We start from the raw sequence: 26,240 nt of genomic DNA on the forward strand, positions 1-26,240 counted from the left end.
GGCAAATGTGGCTAAAAAACAACCAGGGCATTTACGCAAAAGGAAAATTCTTTACGCCAAACCGGAAAACTTGAGCAGTACTGCCTATATGCCCGGGTTGGAAGGGTTATTTTAAGGTAAAACACGTAAATTAATGGCGTGGGGCCTGTAACATCCGCCGGCCCCGCTCCGTTTAAACAGAAATAAAACCTAAGCTATGCGGTCCCTAGTCCTCCTGCTTCTCTCCACACTGCTGCTTTTTGCCTGTAAAAAAAATAAAAAGGATATTAATCCCGATGCTCCCTTCGGAGATTATCATTACCAAGGCATAACCTATACGCTGCAAGGCGACCTCAAGAGGGATATCCTGGATATTTACCTGTCTTTTCATGATGGCGATAAATACGATTTTATCCAGAAGATCCCGGCCTCGGACAACGAATTGAAAATGGAGGGCCAGCGGTATTACACGGTCGGGGCGGACAGTATTTATTTTCACGGCATAGAAATGGCCTCTTCCTCCACCGTGCAGGGTTACCGGTATACGATAAAGGGGGACAGCATGATCATGATCCGGACAGTGACGCCGAGTTTTTCCCGGCAGATCAGGGTGAGGCGTGTACGCTAAGATACATGAGCAATAAAATATAAAAACAGCCCGCAGGTTTTGAAGCCTGCGGGCTGTTCCGTTTATATCCTCCGTGTTTTTTGTTATTTTTAGGCTTTAGCCAGCTTTACATTCAAAATCTAACCGATGAGGGCAAAAAACATTTCCCGCAACCTGATATTCGCCATCAGCATGACTACAGCCACTACTTTATCCGGCCAGGCGCCGGCCGCGGACAACCCGTTGTTACAGCCTTACACCACTTCTTTTAAGGTGCCGCCTTTTACAGACATCAAACCAGCGCACTTTATGCCCGCGTTTGAAGCCGGCATGCAGCAGCAACAGGAAAAGATAACAGCGATCACCGCACAAAAAAGCGCGCCCGATTTCGAGAACACCATTGCGGCGCTGGAGCAAAGCGGCAAACAATTGCAGCTTGCCGGCACGGTCTTCTTTAACCTTACTTCCGCCAATACCAATCCTGAGCTGGAAGCCCTCAGCCGACAGATAGCGCCGCGCATGGCCCAGCACAGCGACGATATTTACCTGAACCCGAATTTGTTCGCCCGGGTAAAAACCGTGTACGACCATCGCGCCACACTCAAACTCACCCCCGAACAGTACCGCCTGCTCGAAAAAACATACAAGGCATTTGTGCGCAGCGGCGCAAAACTCAGCGAAGCGCAGCAGATGCAGATGCGCAACATCAACAAGGAGCTGTCGCTGCTCACCGTAAAATTCGGGCAGAACCTGCTGGCCGAAACGAACGGTTTTGAAATGATCGTGGACAAACAGGAGGACCTTGCAGGCCTCCCCGCCTCCGTGACTGCGGCCGCCGCGGCATCCGCCAAAGACGCCGGCAAAGAAGGCAAATGGCGTTTCACCCTGCACAACGCCAGCGTGATGCCTTTCCTGCAATACGCGCAGAACCGCGCCCTCCGTGAAAAAATGTATAAAGCCTATACCAACCGCTGCAACAACAACGATGCGCTCGACAATAAAGAGATCGTATCCCGGCTGGCTACCCTGCGCGCGGAAAAAGCGGCGCTGCTGGGTTATGCCTCACATGCGGACTTTGTACTGGAAGAAAACATGGCTAAAACGCCCGCGCAGGCAAACGAACTGCTGAACAAACTCTGGACCGCCGCACTGCCCGTTGCCAAAAACGAGGCCGCCGAAATGCAGAAAGTAATGGACCGGGAGGGCAAAAACGAACAGCTGGAAGCCTGGGACTGGTTTTACTACGCGGATAAAGTAAGAAAGGAAAAATACAACTACGACGCTGAGGAACTGCGCCCGTACTTCAAGCTGGAGAACGTGCGCGAAGGCATCTTTGCCACCGCCCAAAAACTTTACGGCATCACGTTCACCCAACTGAAGGACATTCCCGTGTACCGGGAAGACGTGACCGCTTACGAGGTAAAAGAAGCAAACGGGCAGCACATCGGTGTGATCTATATGGACTTTTTCCCGCGCGCGTCCAAACGCGGCGGCGCATGGATGACCTCCTACCGCAAGCAGGCCACCGAAAAAGGAACACGCATTGCGCCGGTGGTATCCATCGTATGCAACTTCACCAAACCGAACGGCAACCAGCCCGCGCTGCTCACGCCCGATGAAGTGGAAACCTTCTTCCACGAGTTTGGCCACGCGCTGCACGGCCTGCTGTCCAACGTTCGGTACGAAACCCTTTCCGGCACTTCCGTGCCCCGCGACTTCGTGGAGCTGCCTTCGCAGATCATGGAGCACTGGGCCTTTGAGCCTGAAGTACTGAAGATGTACGCCAAACATTATGAAACCGGCGAACTGGTGCCCGATGCGCTGGTAGCCAAAATGAAAGAAGCGTCCAAATTCAACCAGGGATTTGCCACGGTGGAATATTTGGCCGCTTCGCTGCTGGATATGAATTATCATACCATCGCTGCCGGCACGAAAGTGGACGCGCCCGCTTTTGAAAAACAGCAGATGGATAAACTCGGCCTCATCCCGCAGATAGCGCCGCGTTACAAGAGCACTTATTTCCAGCATATCTTCTCCGGCGGTTATTCCGCGGGGTATTACAGTTACATCTGGTCCGAAGTACTGGATAATGACGCCTTTGCCGCGTTTAAGGAAACCGGCAATATCTTCGATCCTGCTACGGCCAGATCGTTCCGTACGAATGTGCTGGAAAAAGGCGGCACCGTGGAGCCGATGGACCTTTATAAGGCCTTCCGCCTTCGCGCGCCGGAGGTGAAGTTCCTGCTGAAGAGCCGTGGGCTGGAAAATTAAAACTCAGATACAGGCGGGGTAAAATTTTAAAATGATGCCTTTGCCGGGATAAAATGATTAAAAAGGCCGGAACGGTGTTCCGGTCTTTTTATTACCGGTCCCGTTTACTACTTGTCTGCTACTTCTATACTGCTTAGGAACAGCTTCGCTACTTGTTACTACTCTATCACTACTATTAGACTACTCTACTACTACACTACCACTACTCTTACACCGCTATTAGACGCCAATTGTCATACTCATGACAAAAGCACCCCGTCCATACACTCACCATACACTATCCCAGGCGTATCGTAGGAGTATCTATGGAGTATCTATACTTCAACGGTACGGGCAGCCATTTTTTCCCGAAAAACATAAAGGTTACATAAAGGTTAGACAAAGGTTACACCGGCTTTTACAAAGGTTACGGTGAGTTAGACAAAGGTTAGCCGGCATTTTGCCCGGTCTTGTCCTGATATAGGCTTACAATGATTTGCGGTGCAAACCCGGTGTAAACCCGGTGCAAACCCGATGCAAACCCGGTGTAGACCCGGTGCAAACCCGGTGTAGACCCGATATAGACCCGATGTAGACCCGGTATAGAACCGAGGTAGACCCGATAAGAACCAAATTTCACCCCTCCACCCACCACATTGTCATGCTCATGACAAAGGATTGTACGAAAAAAAGGCGACGTAGGTTAGAGGCCGGTTAGACGTAGGTTAGAGGCCGGTTAGACCGGGTTTTTACCTAGGTTAGACGTAGGTTAGAGGCCGGTTAGAAACGCCATCGCCTGTGCAGTTTGCGCTAAGTACAGGGGATACGACGTGCAGCAACCGTTTACCGGGCGGTGAACGGCTCCATCAGCTCCACCCGGGTGCCATCCGAATCATAAAGGTTCAGCAGCCAGCGGTTGTTTCGCCCGATGCGGGGAGAAGGCACGCCGCCATTGCGGAAACGCAGGGCGTCCACGGCTTTCTGCATATCGGGCACCATCAGGGCGATGTGATGGGCGGAGCCCAATTGGCGGCGGTTTGCCGGTGGTTTTACGAGCATGTATTCCAGGTAATCCGTGCTTTCGGGAAGGCGCATGTTGATCCAGCTGGTAACACTGTCCGTGGCGCCGCCGCGCCAGGTTTCGCTGAAACCCAGGATGGCGGCGTAAAAAGAATCCGCACGGATGGGATCAGCCACGGTAAGGCCCGCGTGAAGGATACGATCCGAGATGGCGGGGGTAGCCGCCGGTTTACCCACCTCCAGCTGCACGAATAAGATCTTATGCCCATCGGGGTCTTTTACGCCGATAGCGGACTTATCCGGCCCGGGTTGGACACTTACCCCTTTCTGGAGTAAATAAGCCTTCATTCGGGCTAAATCGGAGGTTTGGAAAGCGAGGCTCAGCAGCCGGTCGTCCTGCGTGGGCGGCAGGCCGTCCCTGAGGAGGATGTGCTGCCGGGCATTCACCTGCGCAATAAGGGTATGCGGCGTCCTTTGCAGCGGATAGCCCAGGTAATCCCCATAAAACTTAACGGCTGAATCCAGGTGGCTCACCTGAATCTCAACATAAGCGATACCGGTGATCTCCGGTCTTTGAACCTGCTGCGCACCCGCTTTTCCGGCGGCTATACACAGCAGCAAACTCATGACAAGTTGTTTCATAACGATTGGAATTACTCCCAAAATACAAAATTCAGCCCCGCATATCCTATACTTTCTAACCCGTTTATCTTCCTCTCTATTAATTAATTATCATTTTTGTATCAAAGGAGCTTAGTAAATAATATTATTTAAAAAGTACTATACTATTAAAATATTAATTATTAACTTGAAACTCGCTTTTAAAATAATTAACTAAGTAATCAGCCGGCCTTTGCCGGGAAGTGCCACGTTCCTATACCGCTTTTTCAACTATTGCTTTGATAACACGCTATGCATACCACGGACAAAACGCAAGTATCTCGAAACATATCAACCACAAGTACGCTAATGAAACAAACAACATTCGCTATCCTGTTGCTGATGCTGGCATCCCTCACATCAGCAGCACAAGCCGTTAAGATCACCGGAAAGGTTACCGGGGAAGATGGGGAACCATTGGCCGGTGTATCTATTATGGTAAAAGGCACCAAAACAGGCACCGCCACCAATGAACAGGGCCTATTCACCCTCAGCCCCCAGGAACTGAAAGGGATCCTCGTATTCTCCAGCATCGGCTTCCTCACCAAAGAAGTGACGCTCACCAAAGCCACCGTGTACAACACCGTGCTCGTCCAGGACCCGCAGGCCCTGAAACAGGTAGTGGTAGTAGGTTACGGCACCGTCCAGCGCAAAGACCTCACCGGCTCGGTGGGCAGCGTGAACGTGGCGGACCTTCAGAGAGCGCCCGTAAAATCCTTTGACGAAGCCCTGGCCGGCCGCGTGGCGGGCGTACAGGTAACCTCCTCCGAAGGCCGCCCCGGCGCCGCTATAGACATCGTGATCCGCGGCGGTAACTCCGTTACCCAAAACAACTCGCCCCTCTACGTGATAGACGGCTTCCCCATGGAGAACCCGGGCGGGGACAACGAAAGCAATCCCATCAACGCGCTGGACCCTGCGGACATCGAATCCATCGACATCCTGAAGGACGCTTCCGCCACCGCCATCTACGGCGCCCGCGGCGCGAACGGCGTGATCGTGATCACCACCAAACGCGGTAAAGCCGGCAAAACCACCATTAATTATAATACCTACTTCGGCTGGCAGGAAAGCAACAAACGCCTGGACGTACTGGACCCTTACGAGTTCATCAAACTCCAGAACGACATCGATCCGCTCATGACCATGACGCTCTACCGCATCAGGAACCAGAATGGCGTGAAGGACACCCTGCCTTTGGAATATTATAAAAACGTGCAGGGCATCAACTGGGAAGACCAGGTGATGCAAACCGCGCCTATGCAAAGCCATCACCTTTCGCTCGGCGGCGGTAATGACAAAACGAAATTCAACGCCTCTTTTTCTTACTTCGACCAGCAGGGCATCATCATCAACTCCGGCTTCAAAAGGCTGCAGGGCCGCCTGAGCCTGGACCACACCGTGTCCAACAAACTGAAAGTAGGGATGAACGCCGCGTATGCGAACGTAAAACGGTACGGCACGCCCACTTCCTCCAGCAGTTACAACAACGAGCTGAACCTACTCTTCAGCGTATGGGCCTACCGCCCCATCACTTTGCTGAACTCTACCTCCAACCTCATCGAGGAAGGGACGGACCCCGAAGTAGAGCCTGGTTTTGATTTCAGGTGGAACCCCATCATCACCACCCAAAACGAGCTGCGCGAAAACTACAACGACAATTTCTCCATCAACGCTTATGGCGAATACGCCATCCTGCCCGGCCTGAAATTCAGGAGCAGCATCGGTTATACCAAAGGCGCCACCCGCGTGGACGTATTTAACAACGGCCTTTCCCGCAGCGGCAACCCTACCACGAACAACCAGGTGAACGGCGGCATGACCTATATCAACTCTTCCAGCTGGCTGAATGAAAACACGCTGACCTGGAATAAAAAGATCAACCAGCACCAAAGCCTGTCCGTACTCGGTGGCTTTACCATGCAGGAAGGCGCCAGCTCTGCGTTTGGCGCATATGCCAAACTGCTGCCCAACGAGGGCCTTGGCCTGAGCGGCCTGGATGAAGGCGTTCCTTTATCGATCACCTCCACTTCTTCCGCATGGAGCCTGGCTTCATTCCTGGGCAGGGTGAATTATAATATTATGTCGAAGTACCTGTTCACGGCATCTTTCCGTACGGACGGCTCTTCCCGCTTCAGCAACGGCAACCGTTGGGGCTCCTTCCCTTCCGGCGCGTTCGCATGGCGTTTCGGCGCGGAGCCCTTCATGCAGTCACTGCATTTTATCTCGGACGCGAAACTGCGCACCAGCTGGGGCATCACGGGAAACAACAACGTGGGTAACTTCTCCAATTATATGAACTACATCACGCCCACCACCGGCGGCTATTCCTTCGGCAACATCCAGAACCCGGGCAGCTATCCCGGTTCCATGGGCAACCCGGACCTGAAATGGGAAAGGACGGCGCAGACAGACATCGGCCTGGACCTCGGTTTCCTGAAAGACCGCATCAAACTGGCGGTGGACGTATACCGCAAAAACACCAGCAACCTGCTGCTGAACGCGAACCTTCCCGGCAGTACCGGTTATGCCACGCAGTTCAAAAACATCGGCAAGGTGCGCAACGAAGGCCTGGAGATCAGCCTCTTTGCGAACGTGGTGAAAGGAAAAGACTTTAACTGGAATTCCAGCTTCAACATCTCTTTTAACCGCAACAAGGTACTGGAACTGGCGGAAAACGAACGCTCCATGCTCACGACCCAGTACTGGGGAGACGATTGGGTGCTGATACCGGCGTACATCGCCAGGGTTGGCTCGCCTGTAGCACAGTTCTACGGCCATGTATCAGACGGTGTATATAAATATTCAGACTTCGATAAAGTAGGTGAAAATTACATCCTCAAAGACAACGTAACCGCCAACGGCGAAGTGCGCACACAGGTACAGCCCGGCGACATCAAATACAAAGACATGAACGGCGACCTGCTGATAGACGATTACGACAAAACGGTGATCGGCAACCCGCTGCCCGTGCATACCGGCGGCTTCAGCAACAATTTCGAATACAAAGGTTTTGACCTCGGCATTTTTTTCCAGTGGTCTTATGGCAACGACATTTACAATGCGAACCGCCTGATGCTGGAAACCGGTTATAAATACAACACGAACCAGTACGCCTCTTATAAGAATCACTGGAGCCCGGAGAATCCCGAATCGAACATCCCGCGTGTGAAAGGCACTACCATGAAGACCTACGCCACCTGGATGGTGGAAGACGGTTCTTTCCTTCGCCTGAAAACCGTACAGCTGGGGTACAACATCCCGCAGAGCGTGCTGAAAAGAGCGAAGATCAGCAACATCCGCGTATATGCCACCGCGCAGAACCTGTACACCTGGACGAAGTATTCCGGTTATGATCCCGAAGTGTCCATCCGCAACAGCGCGCTTACGCCCGGCTTCGACTACTCCGCTTACCCGCGGCCGAAAACAGCTACCGTAGGCTTAAACGTTACCTTCTAATTTCAAAATGGCGAGAACATGAAATACATCCTGTATAGCTTCCTGATATTGTCCACCGGCGCCATATCCTGCAACAAATTCCTGGATAAAACGCCCACGGACTTCCCCCTGCCGAAAAATTATTTCAAAACGGAGAACGACGTGAATACCGCGCTCAGCGGCATTTACGACCCGCTGGGTAAAACCGGCACCTATGGCCGTACGTTGTTCTTTGAGCTGGATATGAGCGACGAAGGTTTCAACGCCCTGTCCACCACTACCATCGACCTGTCCATCAACAACTTCAATTCGTCGGACACCAAGGTGAACACGCTCTGGAACCTTTTGTACCAGGGCATCAACCGCGCGAACGTATTCCTTGAGAACATCGACAATGCCGATGTGGAAATGGATGAGGCCAAACGCAAGGCTGCCAAAGGCCAGGCGCTTTTCCTGCGGGCGTATTATTATTTTATGCTGGTGAGCAACTGGGGCGATGTACCGGTGCGGTTGGAATCCATCAAAAATGTAAACGATGTAAGCCGTGCCAGAACCGCTTCTTCAGAGATATACGCCTTCATCGTAAAAGACATGGAAGCGGCGGCGGACCTGGTGAACCCGATCAGCGCCTATACTTACAACAGCCGTATCACGAAGTCTGTAGTATGGGGCATCCTCGCCAGGGTGAACCTGAAGATGGCGGGGTATCCGCTGAACGACGCCACCCGCTGGGCAGAAGCGCGCAAATGGGCTTTTAAGGCCATGGAACCGGCGAACGGTCATACTTTAAATCCGAATTACGCACAGATCTTCATCAACCAGTGCCAGGATAAATACGATACAAAAGAAGTGCTGTGGGAAGTGGAGTTCAACAAAGTGAACAACGGCAGCCAGGACGAAGAAGGTTCCGTGGGCTCCATCAACGGCATCGGTTCTTCGGACAGGAGCATGTACAGCTACGGCGCGGTGCACATCACCGAAAGATATTACCGCGCGTTCGGCGCGGGCGATCTGCGCCGCGACTGGACCAGCAACGCTTATTATTACGGCACCGTAGGCGGTGTGGTGAATTCAAAAATACCTTACCCGGCTACCTCCATTTATAACAGGTGTAATGCAAAGTGGAGAAGGGAATATGAAACAGCCCTTCCCAAAAACATCAACACCTCTTCCATCAACTTCCCTGTGCTCCGCTACTCCGACGTGCTGCTGATGTTCGCCGAAGCGGACAATGAAGTGAGCGGCCCGACCGCCGAAGCCTACGAAGCGGTGAACAAAGTAAGAAGAAGAGCCTATGGCCTGCTGCTGCCCACGCCTCCCGATCCTGCTGCGGACGCGGACCTTGCAGATGGCCTGGACCAGGTTTCCTTCCGCGATGCCGTTAGAAAAGAACGTTCGCTGGAGCTTGGTTTTGAAGCCATCCGCCGCCACGACCTCATCCGCTGGGGCATTTACATCACCACGATGAAAGACCTTGCGAACGAGATCACTACTACGGCGCCGGCGGCTTACAAATACGCTTCCCGCCACGGGGACAACCTGGGCCAGCGCCACCTGCTGCTGCCCATACCCAGTTCCGAAATGGCGATCAACAAAGCGCTTGTTCAAAACCCGGAATGGTAATCAATTCAGCAACCCTTAAATCATCGACAAATGTTCAAGTATAAAAATATGCTTCCCCTGGCCGCCATCAGCCTTCTTTTCGCCTGCAAGCGGGATGTGGTGGAGCTTCCAGCCTTCGAAGCGCGTGCCGAAAAAGCGGAATATAAAGCGGGAGATTCCGTGCTTTTCTTTTTCTCCGGCGAGCCGGACATCATTACATTTTACTCCGGCGAGCCTGGTAAAGAATACCGTTACAAAGACCGTACGGATATGGAAGCCGGCGTTACCCAGCTGGAATTCATCAGCCGCGTGCTATACGGCAGCCAGGCGAACAACCTGAAGGTAGTAGCCTCCAACGAATTCACGGGCATCTACGACTCCGCCAATGTAAAAAAGAGCAGCTGGGTGGACATCACCAGCCGCTTTACGCTGGCTACCGCGCCCGGCGGCGGCCTGAGCGCAAACACACCTTCCGGCAAAGCGGACCTCTCCGACCTCGTGGTAAAAGGCAAACCGCTGTATCTCGGTTTCCAGTACCTCGGTGAAAAACCGCCCGGCGCCACCCCCACACAGCGTACCTGGCGTATTCTCGGTTTCTCGCTGACGAGCACATTGCCCGGCGGCTCTCCGAATACCCTCGTGAATCACGTATCCGCGGGCTGGCTGGCCATTGACGTGATCAATAAGGCCAACAAATGGGCGGTGGCCGCGGATAATATCCAGTTTGCACCAAACGGCACGCTGGAAGTATCCGAAGACTGGATGATCACCAAACCTATCTGGGTTACCAAAGTAGCGCCGGACAAAGGCACTGCCATCAAAGACTACAGCAAAAGGAAAGAAAGCTACAGCTATGTATTCGCCAAACCCGGCACCTACACCGTCACTTTTGTAGGATCGAATACCAGCTCGAAGGAAATAAAAACAGTTGTGAAAGAAATTACGTTGACTATAGTGCCTTAATATGAAGTCTTTTTTATTCGGATGTATTGTATTCATTTGCGCGGCCAGCCCTCTGGCCGCGCAAAATATTTCTATCCTGCCCGTGCCTGCAAAAACAGTGAGAACAAAAGGCAGTTTTGTTATAAAACAGAGCATGCGTATTGTGGCCCCGGATACCGCGCTGGCAAAGCTATTAGCCGCCTCTGTCAGGGAGCTGACGGGTATAGATCTAAAAACAGCTGCTACTGGTCCCGGCAGTATTTATTTTCTGCAGGGCGCGGATTCATTGGGCAATGAAGGTTACCGGCTGGAAATATTACCGGGGCGGATCAACATAATTTCTCACCAGCCCGCGGGCTGGTTCTACGGCATACAAAGCCTGTTGCAGCTGCTTCCCGCGGAGCGCGGTATTCCCTGCATGGAGATCACGGACCGGCCCCGCTTCGCCTGGCGCGGCCTGATGCTGGACGTGAGCCGTCATTTTTTCTCCAAAGCGGTGATCCTCTCTTACATCGACCAGATGGCGAAATACAAACTCAATACGTTCCATCTCCACCTTACGGACAACCAGGGTTGGCGCATAGAGATCAAATCCATGCCGAAGCTTACCAGTGTGGGTGCATGGAGAGTGCCGCGCACCGGTTACTGGAAAGGCATGCCCGCACCCGCGCCTGGTGAAGCGGCTACTGACGGCGGGTTTTATTCGCAGGACGATATCCGTGAAATGGTACAATACGCCGCCAAAAGATTTGTGACCATCGTGCCGGAAATAGATGTGCCCGGCCACAGTCTTGCGCTGATTGCCTCCTATCCGGAGCTGAGCTGTACCAAACAGCCGCAGCAGGTACTGGCCGGCGATCCATGGAATACCTCGCGCGCGAATGTGCTCTGCGCCGGAAACGACAGCATCTACGCCGCGCTGGATAAAATATTCACGGAAGTGGCTGCACTGTTTCCCGGCGAATACATTCACGTTGGCGGTGACGAAGTACAGCGGATCTACTGGAACAAATGCCCGCATTGCAAGCGTCGCATCAATAGCGAAAGACTTAAAAGCGCGGAAGCATTGCAAACCTACTTTATCGGCCGCGTGGCGAAGATCGTGGAGAGCAAAGGCAAAAAGGTAATGGGCTGGTACGAAAACCTTGATAGCAGTATGGTGCCCGGCATGGCGCAGATGAGCTGGAAAAACACCAAAGGCGGCGCGCTGGCTTCGCAGGCGGGACACAAAGTAGTGATGACGCCCGCATTTTTTACCTACCTCGATTTTTATCAAAACGATCCTTCGCTGGAAAACGGTCCTTTCACCGTTTGCCGCCTCAGCAGCTGCTACGCCTTTGACCCGCTGGCGGATGGTGCGCTGGAAACCAACGTACTTGGCGGGCAGGGCAGTCTTTGGACGGAACAGGTGCCCAACGAGCGGAAACTCCAATATATGACCTGGCCACGGGCGCTGGCGCTGGCCGAAGTATTGTGGTCGCCCAGGGACAGCCTGAACTGGCCCCGGTTTACCGGGCGTATGGAGGCCCAGTTTCCGCGCTTTGACCGCGCCGGCGTAAAATATGCCACCGCATACCTGGAACCGCTCGTAAATGCCGTCATTATGCCGGACAGTACTTACTGCATCCGTTTAGCCGCGGAAGTGGAAGGGCTTGATATTCATTATAGTTTCGACGATACCAGCCCCGATAATTTTTATCCCCGCTATACCGGCGCCCCCGTTGCTATTCCGAAAGGCGCTCATCATATCCGGGTCATTTCTTACCGGCAGGGAAGACCGGCCGGCAGGGAATTAAACCTTGATCTGGCGGAACTTACCAAAAAAGCCGCGCGTAAATAAAATATAGCCCGGTATTGTGCGCCGGGCTACACTTTTTCATTTCGCTTTTATTACCTTTGCTCATTACAAAAAGATTGTTCAATCCAAATGAAGCACAAACTTAGCTGCCTGTTGATTGATGATGATAGGGATGACCAGGAAATATTCAAACTTGCTTTACAGGATGTAAACGAGGAAGTGTATTGCCTGACTGCGGATGATGGTATCAAGGGTTTGCAAATGCTGCAAACGGAGGAGAACTTTGTTCCCAGTTTCATTTTCCTGGATCTCAATATGCCGCGCATGACCGGCAAAGACTGCCTGACCGCCATCAAAAGCAATCCCATGCTGGCTTCCATCCCGGTAGTGATCTACTCTACTTCTTCGGACCCGAAGGATATCCAGGACACCAAAGAGCTTGGCGCGACGGATTACGTGGTGAAACAATACAGTATCGCTTCGCTGAAGGAGATCCTCAAACGTTATTTTAACTGATTTTTTCCGGCTGACTGAATAGGTTGCCCGCTGCTATGTTTACGCGGAATGGGCACATATTCCGTTAAATGTTCTTTTTCCAGATGCGCTGGTGGTCCGGGAACTGGCGGTATTTATACGCGATCGGGGAATATTTCAGATTTTCCTTGCCGCCGAGCGCCAGGTAACCGTTTATTTCCAGGCTGTCATCGAAGAGCTGGAGGGCTTTGTGTTGTAATTCTTTGTTGAAGTAAATGAGCACATTCCTGCACAGGATCAGCTGGAATTCGTTGAAGGACCGGTCTGTGGCCAGGTTGTGCGGGGAAATAACCATTCTTTTGACGAGCTGTTCGTCGAACTTCGCCCAGTCGTAGCGGGCGGAGTAGTATTTGGAAAAATCTTCGGTGCCGCCGCTGAGGATATAGTTTTCGGAGAATTGTTTCATGTACCGCAGCGGGAAGATCCCTTTCCTGAGTTTTTCCAGTACACCGGGATTGATATCCGTAGCGTACAGCAGCGATTTTTGCAGCAGGCCGGCTTCCTGTAGCATGATGGCCATGGAAAACACTTCTTCGCCGGTGGAGCAGCCCGCATGCCAGATGCGTATCAGGGGGGCGGCGGCCAGTTTAGGCAATACTTCCTGCCGCAGGCACCGGTAAAAATGCGGGTCGCGGAACATCTCTGTAACGTTCACCGTGATCTCTTCCACGAAGTGCCTGAAATAATCCGCGTCGTACTGTATCCTGTTCCTGAAATCTTCAAAGTCCCGGAACCGGTCCAGCATATACAGCCGGTTGATCCTGCGTTTCAGGGAAGGCCGCGCATAATGCGTGAAATTATATCCGTACCTGTCCAGGATCTGTTCCAGCAATGCGTCTATCTGTGCGTCCTGCACCCCAAATTCCTCCATCATCTCCTTGTTATTTACCGGTATCATACAACCATACCCTTAACAGAGAGAGCAATTGATCAATGTCTACCGGTTTGCTGATATAATCCGAAGCGCCTGCTTCAATACATTTTTCCCTGTCCCCTCTCATCGCTTTGGCCGTAACGGCTATCACCGGCATGGCGGCGGTTTGCGGGTCCGCTTTGATGAGACGGGTGGATTCGTAACCGTCCATTTCAGGCATCATCATATCCATCAGCACAATGTCCACCGGTTCTTTTTTCACTTTATCCAGCGCCTCTTTGCCGTCCATGGCGGAGATCACCTTCATACCGCATTGCTCCAGGGCTTTGGACAGCGAGAAGATATTTCGCACGTCATCGTCCGCCACCAGCACTGTTTTGCCACGCAGTACCACATCCATCATACCCAGGCCGCCGGCGTTGCCGTTGGCGTCTTTCTGCCCGTCCACCAGGTGGAGGAACAGGGATACTTCGTCCATGATACGCTGGTATGAATTCGCAACTTTGATCACCACGGAATCCGCATAGCTGCGCAATTGCTGCTCTTCCTCGCGGCCCAGGTTCCTGCCGGTGAATACGATGATGGGAATGTTTTCCAGCCCCTGCTGTTTTTTCACTTCTTCCAGCGTGTCGTAAGAGCGGCTGCGCGACGCGCCCATGTCCAGGATCACGCAGTTCACTTCTTTTTTCAGCAATGCTTCCACGCTGCCGCTGATGGAGTCTTTTATTTCCGTGTTCACTTTATAGTTGCCGAGGAAATAAGCCAGCGCCTTGGCGTGTTTGATATTCTCCTCCACGATCAGCACTTTGCGCGGGTTTTTGTTCAGCATAAACTCGATCTGCGAAAAGATATCTTCCATCTTTTCGAAGCTCACGGGTTTGTCTATAAAATCCACCGCGCCTTTGCTCAGGCTCTTGAAGCGCGCCTGGTAGCTGGACATGACGTGTACGGGAATATGTTTGGTCTTCGGGTTGTTCTTCAGTTCTTCCATCACCTCCCATCCGTCTTTTACGGGCAGCTGGATGTCCAGCAGGATGCCGAGCGGCGAATATTGTTCAACCAGCTTAAACGCTTCGTCGCCGCGTACGGATACAACACCTTTGTAACCTTTGCTCCTGGTGAATTCCAGCAGCGATTTCGCAAAGTTGGTATCGTCTTCCACGATCAGGATCACGCGGTCGCCGGGTTTGACCTGGTTCCGGTCGTCTTCTATTGGCGCGGGGATGGTTTCACTTACAAAACGCTGGCGCAATTGCGGTATCTCTTTTAAGGGAGCAGGCCCGCTGTTCTGTTCTTCTTCCGGCACAATGATACTGGCGGCCGTTTCGGGTAATATGACGATAAACTCGCTGCCTTTGCCGGGTGCGCTTTTCAGGCGGATCTCGCCGCCCAGCAGTTTGGCAAATTCCCGGCTGATGGACAGACCAAGGCCGGTGCCACCGTATTTGCGGCGGGTGGAGCCGTCTTCCTGCCGGAAGGCTTCAAAGATCAGGTTCTGTTTATCCGCCGCAATGCCAATGCCTGTGTCTTTCACCACGAAAGCCAGCTTGTCGCGGGAGCCTTCGGGCCTGTATATCTTCAGTTCCACGCTGCCTTCGTCTGTGAACTTCATCGCGTTGGACAACAGGTTGCGTAATATCTGTTCCAGCCGCTGGCGGTCCGTTTCCATGGAAGGCGGCACATCCGGCTCCTGCGTGACCGTAAAGCGGATGCCTTTTTCCATGGCCATGGGGGTGAACAGCGATTTCATATCCTGCGTCAGCTCATTCACATCCACTTCGGAATATACCAGGTCCATTTTACCGGCTTCGATCTTGGAAAGGTCCAGTATCTCGTCTATCAGCGTGAGCAGGCCTTTACCGGACTGTTGTATCACGAGTGCGTATTCTATCTGCTCATCGCTCAGGTTCTGCTTGCTGTTTTCCGCCATCAGGCGAGACAGCAGGAGGATGGAATTTAGCGGGGTGCGCAGTTCATGGCTCATGTTTGCCAGGAACTCCGATTTGTAGCGGGTGCTTTGCGCCAGTTCTTCAGCTTTGCGTTGTATATCCGCATTCCGTTCCATCACCAGCTGGTTGGTTTCTTCCAGCACACGGGCGCGGTCTTCCAGCAGGTCGTTCGCATCTACCAGTTCTTCCTGCTGTACTCTCAGTTCTTCTTCGGAAGCCTGGAGTTTTTCCGTCTGTGCTTCCAGCTCGCTGTTAATATTTTCGAGTTCGTTGTGTTGTGCCTGCAACTCCTCTGACTGGCTTTGTGTTTCTTCCAGCAGTTCCTGCAGGCGCCTGCGGTTTTCCACGCTGTAGATGGCGGTGCCTATGTTATGCGCGGCGTCTTCGAGGAAAGACTGTTCGCGCGGGCCGAAGTTTTTCAAAGAGCCGAGTTCTATCACGCCGGTTATTTTCCGTTCGTGATACAGCGGGATGGCGATCACGGAGCGGGGTTTGAGGGTACCGGTGGCATGGCGGATGGTGAGCAGTTCTTCGGGAATGTCTTCCAGCTTCAGCGTATGGCGGCTGAGCGCGCACTGGCCGGCAAGGCCCTCACCAAAGGCGATGGTTTTGTCCGTACCTGCGTTGTCAATGGCAAAACCGCCGGTGAGGTTGAGGTGAGAATCGCCTTCGGCTACATAAAAAGCCCCGGTCTGGCTACCGGTGTATTGTACGAGATAATCGATGATGTTGCGGGAAAGTGTGGGCAGGTCGTATTCGCCGATCATTTTATCATTCATCGAGGCAATGCCGGTTTGCTGCCATTCGCGGGCAGACAGTTCGTTGAAACTGCTTTCCAGCGAAGCGGCCATCCTGTTCAGCGATACGGAAAGCACACCCAGGCCGTCCGCCCCTTCTTCTTTCACGCGGGTATTGTATTCCCCGGCTGAGATATTTCCGGCCACGTTCTGGATAATATTGATACGGCGGTTGATGTCCGCGTCTTTGTCTTCCAGCTGTTTTTGTATCAGTAGCCGTTCTTGGAAATCTTTGCTCACTCTTGCGTAAGAAATCAGCGTGATCAGTACGGCGATGATGGAAGCGATTACGATAAACACCGGCGTAGTGGTGGCGAACCTGTTCATCCTGCCGGTACGTTCCGCGAGCAATGCGCGCTCACGGTCTTTCATCTCTTCTATCAACCGTCTTGATTCATCCATATACACTTTGCCTTCAGCCATGTCCTGCATGGTGAGCACGTCACCCTTTCTTTTTTTCCGGATGTTGTTGTTCAGCACGGTCATCCGCTGGTTGCTGACGGTGATCAGCTGCTCCGCGGCGGCCTGTTGTGTGGGATTATCCACCGTTGCGTCTTTGAACTGGCGGATATATTTCCTGATACTGTCCTCCGCGCCGCGGTAAGGATCGAGGAAATTTTCATCGTTGGTGATAATATAACCGCGCTGGCCGGTTTCCGCATCTTTCATGGAAGAAATAGCATCATCCAGGTAACGGATCACGTCATTGGTATGCTCTACCCTTTCCGCGCTCGCTACAAGGTTGCTGATGCTCACGTAAGAGGCGATGGCGCTGATGATCAGCAGGAATAATGAAAAGCCGAACCCGATGGCAAGGTTTCTTTGAAATGTCGACTTCATGAATATGTTTGTTCTGTTTGTTTTGTTTGCTGGCTGCCCATGGGCAATACCAGTATAAATTTGCTGCCTTTCCCTTCCTCGCTGGTGGCCGTTATAACGCCACCGTGCGTGTCTATGATCTTCTTGACGATAGCCAGGCCAATGCCCGTGCCTTCGTATTCGTTCCGGCCGTGAAGGCGCTGGAATATGACGAATATTTTGTCGAGGTATACTTCATCAAAGCCGATGCCGTTGTCTGAAACGGCAATGCGGCAATATTGCCCGTTTTTATCCACGGTGGCATCCGGGGCCGGCCGGCTTACGCGCTCCGCGCGGATGTGTATGGCCGGCTTCACGCCTGTTGCCGAAAACTTCAATGCATTGCTGAGGATGTTCTGGAATACCTGCCGCATCTGCCCGGGCACGGCCCACAGGGGCGGTATATTATCCACAACAATGTCCGCGCTTTTTTCACGGATAAGCAGCTCCATATCGTCCAGTATTTCGCGGATGATCACGTTCACATCCGTGGCATGGAACTTTTCGCTGATGGACAATTTGGAATAATCCAGCACGTCGGTGATGAGTTTATTCATGCGGTCCGCGCTGGAAATGATCTTGCTGAGGTATTGCACCGTATCCTGCTGATCCGTGCCGAATTTGCCATGGATGAGATTGCCGAACACCTGTATCTTCCGTAGCGGCTCTTTCAGATCGTGGGAGGCCACATAGGCGAACTGCTGCAATTCGTGGTTGCTGGCGGCGAGGTCCCGGTTGGCCCGTTGCAGCTCCTCCGTTCTCTGGCTCACGCGGTTTTCCAGCAGCTGGTTCATCATTTTCTGCTCGTGGATGTCCGTAAAGATGCCCACCCATTTTGCGATAACGTTGTCTTTCCGCACCGGCGTCATGCTCAGCAGGTGATAGCGGTATTCTTCGCTTTTGAGTGGTTTGATGCATACTTCCAGCACTTCCTGGCGGCCGGAGGCCATGGCTTTTTCGATACATTCCGTAATGGAAGGGCCCTCCTCCGGTGTGGCGGGGAGGTTTTCACGCCCCTCGGCATATTCGTGCCAGTACCGGTTCACAAATTCGATATTGCCTTCGCGGTTCAGGGTAAAAGCGATGTGCTGGATGGATTCCAGGATGGAGCGCAGCTCTTCCAGGCTGTGATACAGCGCTTCCTGGGCCGCTTTGCGCTCCGCGACTTCCTCCCGGAGCTTTTGCTGCGCGTCGTGCAGCTCCCTCGTCTGCAGGTGGAGGCGGTAAAAGGTGCTTACTTTCAGCAGGAGTATTTCCGGGTCGAAAGGTTTGGTCACGTAATCCATTCCGCCGGAGGTGTAGCCTTTGGTGATGAACCTTTTCTCCAGGTTGACGGCGGAGAGGAATATGATGGGAATATCTTTTGACTTACTGTAGCCGGTGATGGCTTCAGCCACTTCAAAGCCGTCCATACCGGGCATCTGCACATCCAGGATGACCAGGAAATAGGTATTCTTCAAAATCTTCCGGAGAGCTTCTTCCCCGGAAGAAGCTGTGTCCACGGCGAAATTGTTCAGCTCAAGCAGCTTTTGCAGGGAAAATATATTTTCGGGACGGTCGTCTACGATAAGGATCATATCAAGTCATAACAATAAAAAAACAGCCGGTAAATTATCTAATTTTCCCGCGATCCCACTGTAGATTTATCTCCACACTTATTGCCTGCGCTAACGCTGTACTGGCAAGGGTTTCACAATGGCACAGTTTGTGGATGGCCTGAAACCGCCTAAAACACAAGGGGAACAGCACCTATCACCGTGCCGTTCCCCTTTCACATTTCCAGTCTTTGATTCGTTACTTTTTAGGCGTCACTGCTGATCCGTTGCGTACTTCATCATTGGCCTTTTCCATAAGCATATCTCCGGTTTGTAATTCGCCGATTATTTCCGTTTTCCCGTCTGCCTCGCGGCCTTTTCTTACATCCACCCATTCAGCTTTTCCGTTCTTCACGCGGATTACAAATATCTTCTCCGTGCCGTTGGCCACCGCGGTGGAAGGCACTACAAACACACTGTCCGCGGTATTGAGTGGAATATATACTTCCGCCACCATCCCGGGCAGGAGTTTTTTATCGTTGTTGGTCACGTCCATTTCAACGCGCTGGCTGCGTAGCCTGCTGTCCAGCGTGCCGGACAGGCGGTTGATGCTTGCCTTGAATTCCTGGCCCACGAAGGATTTTACGGTGAATTTCACATCGCTTTTGCCGCTCAGGTAAGCGGTGTATTGTTCCGGCACAGCCAGTACCAGGCGCAGTTTCTTTTGTTCCTGGAGGGTAAACAGCGGCATTTCGGAGCCTCTGCCGGAGGGGCCTACATAGGCGCCGGCGCTCACGTTCCTGGAGCTGATCACGCCGGCAAAGGGGGCGCGGATCTCCAGGTAATTGCGGTTATCGGCGATCTCGCGGTAAGCGGCGCGGGCTGCTTCCTGCTGTGCGAGGTCTGATTTCTGTTTGGCAAACGCCAGGTCCAGGTCGTTTTGAGACACGGTACCCGGTGTAAGGCTGGTTTGGTACAGGCGGTCGTAATTGGCTTTACTGGCCAGGTATACGGCCTCCTGGCTGTGCAGGCGCGATTCCGCGCCGGCCAGTTGCGAGCTGAGCTCCGGCGCTTCCATGGTGGCCAGCACCTGGCCCGCGGTTACGCTGGAACCTACATCTACATAGAGTTTTCTGACAAAGCTGTTCACCTTGGCATACAGGTCCACCTGTTGAAATGCCACCAGCTCACCGGGCATCCTGAGGGTAGCGGAAAATATCTGTTTCTCCAGCGGGAAGGTGCTCACTGCCGCAGGGAGTGATTCTTCCGCTTTTTTATTGTCCGGTTTGCTCTGCGAAACGCCGCAGCCGGCCAGCAACACTGCCGCCATCAGTACGCGCCCGGGCGTTCTATTGATGATTGTTATCATACAGGGAGGGTATATAATGTTTACTGTCTTTGTTTTCTGGATTGAGGGAAACGGAAGCAATGGATGCTTTTTTCTGCACCATGGCAAATACCAGGGGCAGGATAATGAGCGCAGCCGCGGTGGAAGCCACGAGCCCGCCTATTACCGCGCGACCGAGGGGAGACACCTGGTCGCCGCCTTCGCCGTGGCCGATAGCCATAGGTATCATGCCCGCCACCATCGCAAGGCTCGTCATCAGGATCGGCCGGAGCCTCAGCGCCGCCGCTTCCCTGGCGCTTGCTATGGAGTCGCCGTTATGTAGCCGTAAATGTTCCGCATTCGTGATCAGCAGTACCGCGTTCGAGATGGATACGCCCACGGACATGATGATGCCCATGTACGATTGCAGGTTCAGCGTGCTGCCCGTAATGTTCAGCAGCAGCAGCGAGCCGAGTATTACCGCGGGCACGGTGGTGAGTACTACAAACGATACGCTGAAGGACTGGAAGTTTGCCGCCAGCATCAGGAATATCACTACCACCGCTACCAGCAGGCCGCTTTGCAGGCTGTCCAGCGTTTCGGTAAGGGTATTGCTCATGCCTACCGCCTCTACCGCCAGGCCGCGGGGCAGCTCGCCCAGCGATGCGATCGCTTTCTGCACGTCCGCGGAAGCGGTGCCAAGGTCTTTATCGTTCAGGTTCGCCGTTACGGACATCGTGGGCATCGCGCCCAGGTTGTCGTTTTCACCGTAGGTGGTGGACTGCTTGATGGTAGCCACATCTCCCAATACCGGCCTGGCGGAGTTTTTCATCAGCGGTATCTCCGCGATCTCGTCCAGGCTGTTCATTTTGTTTTCAGGTATCTGCACCTGCACGCTGTACATGAGGCCCGCCCTTTCATCCACCCATACGTTCTTTTCCGTAAGGCGCGAAGAAGAGGTGGAAGCGATCAGGGAACGCGTTACATCCGTCATGTCCACATTCAGCTGCGCCAGCCTCGTACGGTCCACTTCGATATTGATAGAAGGGTACTTTGTGCTTTGCATCAGCTGCACGTCGCGCATGTAGGAGATCTGCTTCAGTTTGTTGATTACTTTATTGGCGTATTCTTCGTTCTGTATTTTATTCCTGCCGGAGATACGTACCTCTACCGGTGTGGGCGAGCCCTGGCTGAGGATCTTATCCGTCAGTTCAATCGGTTCAAAGGAAAGCTGCAGGTCCGGGGCGGTTTCTTTCAGCCTCTCACGGATCCTGTCCTTTACTTCATCCAGCTCAAAATGTTTCTCCTTGTTCAGGCTCACCTGTATCACCGCTTCGTGAGGGCCGGCCATGAACAGGTATATCGGGCTCACGGAAAACAGCGCGGGGTGCTGGCCTACGTAAGCGGAGGTAATGGAAATGTTTTCTTTCCCCACCACCTGTTCGATAGCGTGCAGCGCGGTGAGGGTTTTGGCTTCGGTGCGTTCCATACGGGTGCCTTCCTCCGCCCTGATCCTTACCTGGAACTGGCCGCCGTTGGTTTTAGGCAGTACGTCGCGGCCGATGCCGGAGAGCAGCCATACGGCCAGGCCGCTGATGATCACCAGGTAGGCGATCACGATGGGCACGCGGTAAGGCATGATCCTGTCTATAAAGCGCATGAAACGGTTGCGGAATTTTTCGAAGCGGGAGATCTTCCCGTCTGCGTTGCTGTCCGCGCGTTCCACCAATACTTTTTTCTGGTCCCAGGTATCGTTTTCAGATGCGGCTGCGGGCACATGGCCTTTTTTATGCCCTTTCATGATCCAGTTCGCCATTACCGGCACAAAGGTCTGTGAAAGGAAATATGACGTCACCATGGAGAAGCCGATCGCCAATGCCAGCGGCAGGAAGAGCGAACCGGGGATGCCGCTCATGGTGAAGGCGGGGGCAAACACCGCGAGGATACAGAAAAGGATCAGCAGTTTCGGGAACGCGATCTCCTTACACGCATCCCAGATGGCCAGGGCTTTTGGTTTGCCCATATCCAGGTGCTGGTGAATATTTTCTATCGTTACTGTACTCTCATCCACCAGGATACCGATGGCGAGGGCAAGGCCGCTCAGCGTCATGATATTGATGGTTTGCCCGAAGAGGCTCAGGAACAGTACGCCGGAGATAATGGACACCGGGATGGTCATGATCACGATCAGCGCGCCGCGGAGGTCACCGAGGAACAGCACTACCATCAGGCCGGTGAGCACGGCACCGATGATACCTTCGCTGATGAGGCTTTTTACGGCGTTCATTACGTAAGTACTCTGGTCGAACTCATAGGTGAGCGATACGTCTTCCGGCAGCTGCGATTGCAGGCGCGGGATCGCCTTTTTAAGGTTCTGTACTACTTCCCAGGTGGAGGCGTCCGCGGACTTGGCCACGTTGAGGTATACAGAGCGTTTACCGTTCACCAGGGCATATCCGGCGGCGATGTCCGCACCATCCTCAACCGTGGCCACATCACGCAGGTAAAGGTTTTGCACCCCGCCGCCCTTGAACAGGGGGATGTTCTCAAAATCCTTGATCGTTTTGATGATCGTATTGGTGGGAGTGATATAGTTTTTGTCGCCGATGCGCACGTTGCCGGAGGGCGCCACCTGGTTGTTCAGGCGGAGGGCTTCCACCAGTTGGTCCGGCGTAAGCTGGTGCGCGCGTAGTTGTTCGGGGTCCGCTTTGATCACCACGGTACGGATGTTGCCACCAAAGGGAGGCGGCGCCACCAGGCCGGGGATGGAGGTGAAGGATGCACGCACATACACATTCGCAAGGTCCATCAGTTCGTTGTTCGTACGTTTGTCGCTGCTGAGCACCAGCTCGCCCACGGGAAGCGTGGATGCGTCGAAACGTACGATGAACGGGGGCTGGGAGCCCGGCGGGAATATAGCCTGGGCGCGGTTGGAGAACGCGGATACTTCCGCGGCGGCCTGGCTCATGTTCGTACCGGGGTAAAAGCTCAGTTTCATGAGCATCAGGCCCTGTACGTTTTTGGTTTCGATGGATTTCACACCGTTCACGAACAACAGGATGTTCACATAGTTCTTCGCGAAAAACGCTTCCATCTGGTTTGGCGTGTAACCGCCGAAGGGGTGCGCAATGTACAGCACCGGCATGTCCAGCTTAGGGAAGATGTCCACCTTCACGTCCCGCACTGCTTTGAGGCCGAAGAAAAACAGCCCCGCCACCAGTACGAGTATGGTGATCGGTTTTTCCAGTGCGCTTCTGATAAGTCCCATTATCTTGTATAATTAGAATTCATTGATAAATAACCCGAAATTCCCAACGGCCGCGGCTTTCAGCAGCAGCGCCTGCCATACGTTGCTGTACGCCACCTCGCGGTCCGTTTCAGCGCGGTTGAGGGTATAGAGGGCCTGTGTCACGTCTACCAGCGTGCTGAGACCGTTGCGGTACATCACTGTTTTCTGGAGATAGGCCTGTGATGCGCTGCTGATCTGGATGCCGGCCTCGCGGTAGTTGTCCAGCGCATTTTTCATCTTCGCGTCCGCCAGTACCATCTGTGCTTTCAGCTGCTGGTCTATCACGGTCATTTCATCCTGCAATGCTTTGGATGTAAAGTTCTGAGCGGTGCTCTGCTGCTTTACCCTCAGCGGGCTGGTAAGGTTCCAGGTGACGCCGACGCCCAGCAGGTAGTTGCTGCGGGTGGGTTTGATGCCTTCCCAGTAATCGTGTGTATAAGCGCTCTGATCCACGGCGTAGGAAGAACTGAAGCCGGAAGCCCTCGTCTGCATGACGCTGAAGAAGCTGAAAGCCGGGTAGTTCAGTGTTTTGATATATTTCTCCTGTTCCTTGCTGAGCGCGATGCGGCTTTGGTAGAATTGCAGCAGCGGGTGCGTTTCCCCCCGGAAGCTGAGCGTGTCTGTAACGACGGCGGGCAGGCGGGTGAGGAAGAGGCTGTCCAGCGAGAAGTCCTGCGCGGGCACGCCCATCAGCTGGGAGAGCTGGTTGCCTTGTTCCTGTTCAAGGTCTATGGAGCGGGTGAGGGCGATCCGGGCGCTGGATACTTCGGCATTGGCGAGGGAGGAATCCACCCCGGCAATGAGGCCGTTGCTGGCGCGGCGGGCCACCACGGAGCGGAACGTATCCGCCCTTTCGAGGTTCCTTTGCCAGCTTTGCGTGAGGCGTTGCGCGGCCAGCAGGTTCAGGTAAGCGGCCGCTACTTTTACTTCGTGGCGGAACTGCTCCTGCTGCCAGTCGGATTCGTCCCGGCGGGCAAGTGTTTCAGCGGTCTTTATTCTTTCCTTCATTCTCCCGAAAGCGAAAAACTCCCAGTTGATATTGGCCAGGTAAAGGGCGCCGAAAGCGGCATTCCAGTTTTGCTCAGGCAGCGGAAGGCCCGAGGAGGCTACCCCTAAACCACCAAAGCCGTACAAAGGTCCGTTCTGTCCGTTCACTGTACCATAGTCCTGCTGGGCTGAGATATTCAGATTAGGGAGATAGTCCCGTTTCACTTGTTGTACGGTCGCCTTGGAGGCATTCACATAGTTAGCTTTGGCCCTAATGGTACCATAATTGTTCAACGCCGTCTGCACTGCATCTTTCATGGTCAGCACCTGTGCTTTAGCGCTCCAGGTACAGCTCAGAAGGATAACAGACAACAGCAGATGAACAGCAGAGCGTTGTGTCATCTTGTATTTATGAGCGATTTAAGCATGGGCAGCTTTAAAGCTGAATTTTCTCATGCAAATAGCGCTCATCATTTTGAAGCAATTTTGAAGAGTTGGAGGCCGCGGGGAAGGCGATGGTCACCATATGCAGGCTGGATGCAAACTGGTAGCGGATCTTGAAGGAATTTATGTCGCAGATCTGTTTTACAATAGACAGCCCGATACCGATGGAATGGTTGCATTGTGTGCCCTTTTTGAAGCGCTGGAACATTTCTTCCGGGTTGCCGGTGGGCGGCACGCCGGTGTTGCTGATGCGCAGGCAGTCTTTGTCCAGTACCACTTCAATGCGGCCGTTGGGTATATTGTGCCGGATGGCATTGCCGATCAGGTTGTTCAGCAGGATGTCCACGAGGGAGGCGTGCAGTTTTACATCCACATCGTCCGCCACCTTGTATTCCAGGTGTAGGCCTTTGAGGGTAATGAGATCGCCGAAAGAGCCCATGGCATCTTTCGTGTATTTGCTGAGGGATACTTCCTCCCGGGCCTCGTATTCGTTGTTTTCCAGGCGGGAAAGCAGTACCAGTGAACGGTTGATGTGGGTGAGTTTGTCCACCGAGTTCTGCATATCGGAGATCAGCACGGCCTGTTCGCCACGGATGTCCGATTCCGAGAGCAATTCCAGTTTGCTGCGGATGATGGCCAGCGGTGTTTGCAGCTCGTGGCTGGCATTTTCAGCGAATTCTTTGAGGGAGATATAATCGTCCACCGCTTTGTCCGTCATTTTGCTCACGTAAGTGTTCAGTTCGCTGAACTCTTTGGTGCGGGTGGGACGGAGGGCGAGTTTCTTTTTGTTTTTCAGGTTAAAATGCTGGAGTTTTTTGAGGGTGCTGTAAAACGGCGCCAGAACGATGCGCGAGGCCAGGCGGGCGGTAAGCACCAGCAATAATATAAGGATGATGAGTTTGGACACTATACTGATGCGCAGGCCGGCCAGGATCTGTTCAGAGCGGGTTACATAGTCACCGGAGGTGATCTTGAAATGTTGGCCGTTTACGGTATGCCAGCTGGTAACGGTGATCTTGCGGTCATTGTCTTTCAGCTCGGGGTCATGCGTTACATCGCGGTCCGTGATCTCGTAATAATCCGCGGGTTTGGTATCGCTCACCGGCACCACTTTGATGCGGCAGCCCTGGGTGAATTCACCCGGTTCCTCTCCCCTGTTCAACACTTCACCTACCCGCTGATTCACATGTTTCAGCCGCTCCACCGCGGACTTGTCGATCTCATGGCGGATGCTCACGTAAGTGATGTAACTGTTGATGGGCACAATGATCAGGAGCGTAACGCCCAGGAACCACAAAGTAAATCTGTCAACAAGTTTCATTTGATAATATTATTAATGCAAACAAAGCA

General features: G+C 53.3%; 15 protein-coding genes. 7 read left to right on the forward strand and 8 right to left on the reverse strand.

Annotated features, from left to right (window positions below; all coding sequences use genetic code 11):
- Positions 1-196: 196 nt before the first annotated feature.
- Both EG028_RS23135 and EG028_RS23140 read left to right on the forward strand, forming a co-directional pair.
- Positions 197-607, forward strand: coding sequence for a hypothetical protein (locus tag EG028_RS23135; protein ID WP_120518788.1), 411 nt, complete (start codon positions 197-199; stop codon positions 605-607).
- Positions 608-733: 126 nt separating this feature from the next.
- Positions 734-2,857, forward strand: a complete 2,124-nt coding sequence (locus tag EG028_RS23140; protein ID WP_120518787.1) for a M3 family metallopeptidase — start codon at positions 734-736, stop codon at positions 2,855-2,857.
- A gap of 822 nt (positions 2,858-3,679) precedes the next feature.
- Here the strand turns inward: EG028_RS23140 and EG028_RS23145 are convergent.
- Positions 3,680-4,498: a VOC family protein gene (locus tag EG028_RS23145; RefSeq protein WP_120518786.1), complete on the reverse strand. Its 819-nt coding sequence runs from the start codon at positions 4,496-4,498 to the stop codon at positions 3,680-3,682.
- 327 nt (positions 4,499-4,825) lie between these two features.
- On the opposite strand from EG028_RS23145, the gene EG028_RS23150 reads away from it, so the two are divergent.
- The 5 genes from EG028_RS23150 (at position 4,826) to EG028_RS23170 (ending at position 12,812) form a co-directional block, all read left to right on the forward strand.
- Positions 4,826-7,975: a SusC/RagA family TonB-linked outer membrane protein gene (locus EG028_RS23150; RefSeq protein WP_120518857.1), complete on the forward strand. Its 3,150-nt coding sequence runs from the start codon at positions 4,826-4,828 to the stop codon at positions 7,973-7,975.
- A gap of 18 nt (positions 7,976-7,993) precedes the next feature.
- Positions 7,994-9,577: a RagB/SusD family nutrient uptake outer membrane protein gene (locus EG028_RS23155; RefSeq protein ID WP_120518785.1), complete on the forward strand. Its 1,584-nt coding sequence runs from the start codon at positions 7,994-7,996 to the stop codon at positions 9,575-9,577.
- Positions 9,578-9,607: 30 nt separating this feature from the next.
- Positions 9,608-10,519, forward strand: a complete 912-nt coding sequence (locus EG028_RS23160) for a DUF5017 domain-containing protein (protein WP_120518784.1) — start codon at positions 9,608-9,610, stop codon at positions 10,517-10,519.
- A 1-nt stretch (position 10,520) separates the two neighbouring features.
- Positions 10,521-12,338, forward strand: coding sequence for a beta-N-acetylhexosaminidase (locus EG028_RS23165; RefSeq protein WP_120518783.1), 1,818 nt, complete (start codon positions 10,521-10,523; stop codon positions 12,336-12,338).
- Between the two features lie 87 nt (positions 12,339-12,425).
- Complete coding sequence (locus EG028_RS23170; protein WP_120518782.1) at positions 12,426-12,812, forward strand: response regulator; 387 nt, start codon at positions 12,426-12,428, stop codon at positions 12,810-12,812.
- A gap of 64 nt (positions 12,813-12,876) precedes the next feature.
- Here EG028_RS23170 and EG028_RS23175 read toward each other — a convergent pair whose 3' ends face one another.
- From EG028_RS23175 to EG028_RS23205, 7 genes are all read right to left on the reverse strand, one after another.
- Positions 12,877-13,704: a CheR family methyltransferase gene (locus EG028_RS23175; protein ID WP_206614508.1), complete on the reverse strand. Its 828-nt coding sequence runs from the start codon at positions 13,702-13,704 to the stop codon at positions 12,877-12,879.
- 7 nt (positions 13,705-13,711) lie between these two features.
- Entirely contained in the window at positions 13,712-17,290 is a 3,579-nt protein-coding gene (locus EG028_RS23180; protein ID WP_120518781.1) for a response regulator, read from the reverse strand.
- Entirely contained in the window at positions 17,287-18,885 is a 1,599-nt protein-coding gene (locus tag EG028_RS23185) for a hybrid sensor histidine kinase/response regulator (RefSeq protein ID WP_120518780.1), read from the reverse strand. Before EG028_RS23185 ends, EG028_RS23180 begins: the two co-directional genes overlap by 4 nt.
- 217 nt (positions 18,886-19,102) lie before the next feature.
- Positions 19,103-20,212, reverse strand: a complete 1,110-nt coding sequence (locus EG028_RS23190) for an efflux RND transporter periplasmic adaptor subunit (RefSeq protein ID WP_120518779.1) — start codon at positions 20,210-20,212, stop codon at positions 19,103-19,105.
- On the reverse strand, positions 20,193-23,438 hold the full coding sequence (locus EG028_RS23195) for an efflux RND transporter permease subunit (RefSeq protein WP_120518778.1): 3,246 nt from the start codon (positions 23,436-23,438) through the stop codon (positions 20,193-20,195). The genes EG028_RS23190 and EG028_RS23195 overlap by 20 nt, the downstream gene beginning before the upstream one ends.
- A 12-nt stretch (positions 23,439-23,450) precedes the next feature.
- A complete protein-coding gene (locus tag EG028_RS23200) occupies positions 23,451-24,848 on the reverse strand; it encodes a TolC family protein (protein ID WP_120518777.1) in 1,398 nt (465 codons plus the stop codon).
- A gap of 34 nt (positions 24,849-24,882) precedes the next feature.
- Entirely contained in the window at positions 24,883-26,211 is a 1,329-nt protein-coding gene (locus tag EG028_RS23205) for a sensor histidine kinase (RefSeq protein ID WP_120518776.1), read from the reverse strand.
- Between the last annotated feature and the right edge of the window lie 29 nt (positions 26,212-26,240).

This window comes from Chitinophaga barathri (assembly GCF_003807585.1).
Lineage (GTDB): Bacteria > Bacteroidota > Bacteroidia > Chitinophagales > Chitinophagaceae > Chitinophaga > Chitinophaga barathri.

Excerpts from the sequence above, each read along its gene's own strand:
- EG028_RS23135 (WP_120518788.1), top strand. The coding sequence starts at position 197 with ATGCGGTCCCTAGTCCTCCTGCTTCTCTCCACACTGCTGCTTTTTGCC.
- EG028_RS23140 (WP_120518787.1), top strand. The coding sequence starts at position 734 with ATGAGGGCAAAAAACATTTCCCGCAACCTGATATTCGCCATCAGCATG.
- EG028_RS23145 (WP_120518786.1), bottom strand. The coding sequence starts at position 4,498 with ATGAAACAACTTGTCATGAGTTTGCTGCTGTGTATAGCCGCCGGAAAA.
- EG028_RS23150 (WP_120518857.1), top strand. The coding sequence starts at position 4,826 with ATGAAACAAACAACATTCGCTATCCTGTTGCTGATGCTGGCATCCCTC.
- EG028_RS23155 (WP_120518785.1), top strand. The coding sequence starts at position 7,994 with ATGAAATACATCCTGTATAGCTTCCTGATATTGTCCACCGGCGCCATA.
- EG028_RS23160 (WP_120518784.1), top strand. The coding sequence starts at position 9,608 with ATGTTCAAGTATAAAAATATGCTTCCCCTGGCCGCCATCAGCCTTCTT.
- EG028_RS23165 (WP_120518783.1), top strand. The coding sequence starts at position 10,521 with ATGAAGTCTTTTTTATTCGGATGTATTGTATTCATTTGCGCGGCCAGC.
- EG028_RS23170 (WP_120518782.1), top strand. The coding sequence starts at position 12,426 with ATGAAGCACAAACTTAGCTGCCTGTTGATTGATGATGATAGGGATGAC.
- EG028_RS23175 (WP_206614508.1), bottom strand. The coding sequence starts at position 13,704 with ATGATGGAGGAATTTGGGGTGCAGGACGCACAGATAGACGCATTGCTG.
- EG028_RS23180 (WP_120518781.1), bottom strand. The coding sequence starts at position 17,290 with ATGAAGTCGACATTTCAAAGAAACCTTGCCATCGGGTTCGGCTTTTCA.
- EG028_RS23185 (WP_120518780.1), bottom strand. The coding sequence starts at position 18,885 with ATGATCCTTATCGTAGACGACCGTCCCGAAAATATATTTTCCCTGCAA.
- EG028_RS23190 (WP_120518779.1), bottom strand. The coding sequence starts at position 20,212 with ATGATAACAATCATCAATAGAACGCCCGGGCGCGTACTGATGGCGGCA.
- EG028_RS23195 (WP_120518778.1), bottom strand. The coding sequence starts at position 23,438 with ATGGGACTTATCAGAAGCGCACTGGAAAAACCGATCACCATACTCGTA.
- EG028_RS23200 (WP_120518777.1), bottom strand. The coding sequence starts at position 24,848 with ATGACACAACGCTCTGCTGTTCATCTGCTGTTGTCTGTTATCCTTCTG.
- EG028_RS23205 (WP_120518776.1), bottom strand. The coding sequence starts at position 26,211 with ATGAAACTTGTTGACAGATTTACTTTGTGGTTCCTGGGCGTTACGCTC.